General features: G+C 42.1%; 2 protein-coding genes. Both read right to left on the reverse strand.

From position 1 onward, the window contains the following. Positions 1 to 369: 369 nt before the first annotated feature. Positions 370 to 1467, reverse strand: a complete 1098-nt coding sequence (locus tag U868_RS0121400) for a RelA/SpoT domain-containing protein (protein WP_025155057.1) — start codon at positions 1465 to 1467, stop codon at positions 370 to 372. A 504-nt stretch (positions 1468 to 1971) separates the two neighbouring features. Beyond that, the gene (locus tag U868_RS0121405; protein ID WP_025155058.1) at positions 1972 to 2256 is read right to left on the reverse strand and encodes a hypothetical protein; all 285 of its coding nucleotides are present in this window, start codon (positions 2254 to 2256) and stop codon (positions 1972 to 1974) included. Positions 2257 to 2665 lie beyond the last annotated feature (409 nt).

Genomic DNA, 2665 nt, shown 5'->3' on the forward strand with positions numbered 1-2665 from the left:
ATCCCAATACTGACTGGATGCCCGTCTTTCCGGGCTGTCAGTCTCCAAGCCACTCGACGTAATTCAGATAATGGATAACGTCTTCATCTGTTGGTTCTCGATTCTCTTTGTTGCACTCTTTGCAGTTTGTTGCCGCTACCGGTTGTCCCATGCACCCGCATTCTCTGCCTGAGCAGCATGTGATGAGCTCAATGCCATCCGTGCATTTTTTGTTGCTACAAGTCATATCCATCTCCTGTTTTATTCAACCTAACGCACTCGTAAAGGCGCTGGGGTGAATTTTGGTAATAAAAAACCCCGCAATTGCGAGGTGTGAAAATTATGCCCGTTGGTTTAACCACCTCGGGCAGCGGTGGTTCTCGTGTACCCCTACAGCGAGCTTTTTCTATTTCTGCTGGGATTGGTCCAATAACTAGACTCAGTGTACTCTTTGAATTTATTAATAAATAACCTGGTGTCAATTAAATAGTTAGGGTAAGCAAGCTCTAATTGGCGAAGGTCATCCATTTCGACAAACAACCCATTCCAACCAGCATCAGATTCTAGTTGTCCATATAGTTTAATAGCTTCAATTTTTTGATTTTCTCTAAAGAATTGATAGTATGTTTTTTCTTCCTTCCGATTGATTGCTATTATTGCATAGCGATTCTTTCTGTGTAATTCAATTATGAATTTATTGGAGAAAATAGAATTAAACGATCTTAATTTTTGAATTGCATTCAATTCTCTATCAAGGAAAATCAATTTGTTCTTTTTTTTATTTTTTTGTTCATTTGTCAAATAAATAAATGTTTCTTCATCGGCGAGAAAATCGCTCATTTCACAAAAAAATGAAACCCAAAATGAATTACTGTTAGATGGATTCGTTTTTAGAGTTAACCCTTCACACAAGTCAACAATCTCAACAGTAGTTGCCCATAAATGCTGTAGCTTTGTCCGGAGTTGTAACTCTATTGAAAATCCCTTCCAGTCATGCTTCTCCAGTTTGTCATAGCATTTATATACTCGATGAATTCCTCGATAACCAGATGGTTTTGGGTTTTTGTTATAATCAGTGACTTTTGATGAGTGTACATTTCTGCTTGCGTCCATTCTGGAGTTAATTAGTATTAATTGCTCCTTGTCAGCTACAATTACTCGACAACCTCCTATATCTTGCATTCTGGTTAGGCATATTGCGTTGTTTGTTGAGCCATCCAATGTCTTTCTTTTTAGCTTATCTATGATAGTTGGCAACCTCTTCAAGCGACGAGCAATAATGGCATCAGGCGCACATTGCTTTAAATTTTTCCAGACTAAATTCTTAATAATAGTCAGTGGGTAAAGGTGCGCGGCTCTGTAGTTCTGAAGTATCATTACTGCCTCTTGTGAAACTTCTGCTTTCCGTATTGTTTCGCCCGCTTTTTTTACCTTACTTTTACTGTATACAAGTCTTATTTTGCCTTTTTCATACAGTTCGCTTGCCATTGTAGGGGTACTCAATGATTTTAATATGGAAATCAATATATCCTCCTGAGATTAATCCATCAATGTAGCGGATCACACCTTAGACATTCATACCATTAATACTTATGAGTACGTCGATTTTTTGCTCACCATAGCCAACTCACCGAATGGGTTATGATTAGTTGCCACACTCTCGCAGTGGCCTCGCTCATGCCCTTGAGTCCGTAGTCAGAGTATTCCCGTGAATACCTTACCTCTAACCGGCGGCTGATCGGCTGTCAGCCTGGAGTACCGGAGCTACTTGTAATCTAAACCTTGACCCGACGCTACACAGGCTAGCCATCCGGCTACTCAGGGGTTAGTCACTACCTAACCATTGTCGCTATGCAACTGCGGTCTGCCCGTTTTGCTTTCTACATAAATCCTCCGATGCTGACGGTGCTTTATTAATTCCTGACGCGACCGATTTAGCGCCTGTTCTGGTGTTGGTGCATAAAAATATCTGCGCTCACACAACCCATCAGGTTATGCCCTTGCCGTAATACCACCGTTCGGCATAATCGGCTTGCGGCTAATTCTCAGCTGCTTGCATGGTGCTTCCGGTGCATCTTTCAGCCCGATAATCAGCTCTGCAAACACATCTGTTTCGTCTGCCGGCCGGCCGAAAACTGAATCAAAAATCTCCTCCACTGAGCGGCTTTCAGGCTTCGCTGCATACTCCGCACGCTTTCTGTCCCAGAACGCCATTTGCCTTGCTAACCGGCGGTTCTTCGCGTTGTCCTTCTTTGGAATAACAGTAATTGTTGCCATATTGCCTCCTGAGTAATTTTTGGTGGTGCGGGCAATCTACTTGCTACCTCCATGTTTCACCACATGGCGCCCAAAGCTTTAGTTATCAGTTTGCTTGCATCGTGCGCACTCAGCAGGCACTTGATAACGTATTGCAACCGTAATGACTATCGCGAATAGTTCACTTCCGATTCACAGCGAGCTACCGCACCCCAAAAACCACTCAGTGGTGATCTGACACTTATTCAGATCAGGTTCCCGATTATTAAAGAGCTAAGTCCGTTTTATCTTTGGCTCCGTGCCGTTGATGGGGTAAATATAACCAGCGGTGATAATTATGTCAACACCGCAGGTGATAATTAAATTACTGGCGGTGTTATTTTATTGATTTAACATCCAATTTATTTTCAAAAAAATCGTCACGCTTGGA

This window comes from Morganella morganii H1r, assembly GCF_000633515.1.
Classification (GTDB): domain Bacteria; phylum Pseudomonadota; class Gammaproteobacteria; order Enterobacterales; family Enterobacteriaceae; genus Morganella; species Morganella morganii_B.

Coding starts and splice junctions, on each gene's coding strand:
- U868_RS0121405 (WP_025155058.1), bottom strand. CDS start 2,256: ATGGCAACAATTACTGTTATTCCAAAGAAGGACAACGCGAAGAACCGC.
- U868_RS0121400 (WP_025155057.1), bottom strand. CDS start 1,467: ATGGCAAGCGAACTGTATGAAAAAGGCAAAATAAGACTTGTATACAGT.